The organism is Rahnella perminowiae (assembly GCF_019049695.1).
Taxonomy (GTDB): Bacteria; Pseudomonadota; Gammaproteobacteria; order Enterobacterales; family Enterobacteriaceae; genus Rahnella; species Rahnella perminowiae.
Map to the genome: position 1 here is coordinate 1 of NZ_JAFMOT010000076.1, position 459 is coordinate 459.

Below are 459 nucleotides of genomic sequence, written 5' to 3' on the forward strand. Positions count from 1 at the left end.
ATATACGGCAACACCCCTTCAAATGGCACGGTTTTGGTGGATTTGCGCCCACGTTCATCGACAAAGTTAAAAGTCATTTTGTCTTTACCAGAGCCATGTAAAATGACATCTTTGTGCTTTTTATCCAGTTGTTGCCACGGCGCTTCCATATCAATACCGTAATGCTCTGCAACGGTAGTCAGCAAGCCAAAATAATAGGCGTGGCGTATATCCCATCCTTGAATCGCCCCTTGGTTGAGCGATTTTTGAGGATGCCCGTTGATTTTTTCGGCAGCAAAATATTGGCGTTTGCCCAAGCCATCACACACGGGACACGCGCCATAGGGGTTGTTAAAACTAATCAATTTTGGTTCAAGCTCAGCAACCGAGCGATCGCAGACAGGGCAGCTATGTTTGGCGGACAAAATTTTATCCTCAAACTCAGCGTCCATGTCATGTAAGATGGCAATATCGCTACCC

1 pseudogene is annotated in these 459 nt (G+C 46.2%); it reads right to left on the bottom strand.

Annotated elements, in window-relative coordinates:
• Positions 1-459, bottom strand: a pseudogene (locus J1781_RS00360) (excinuclease ABC subunit UvrA); the annotation flags it as partial.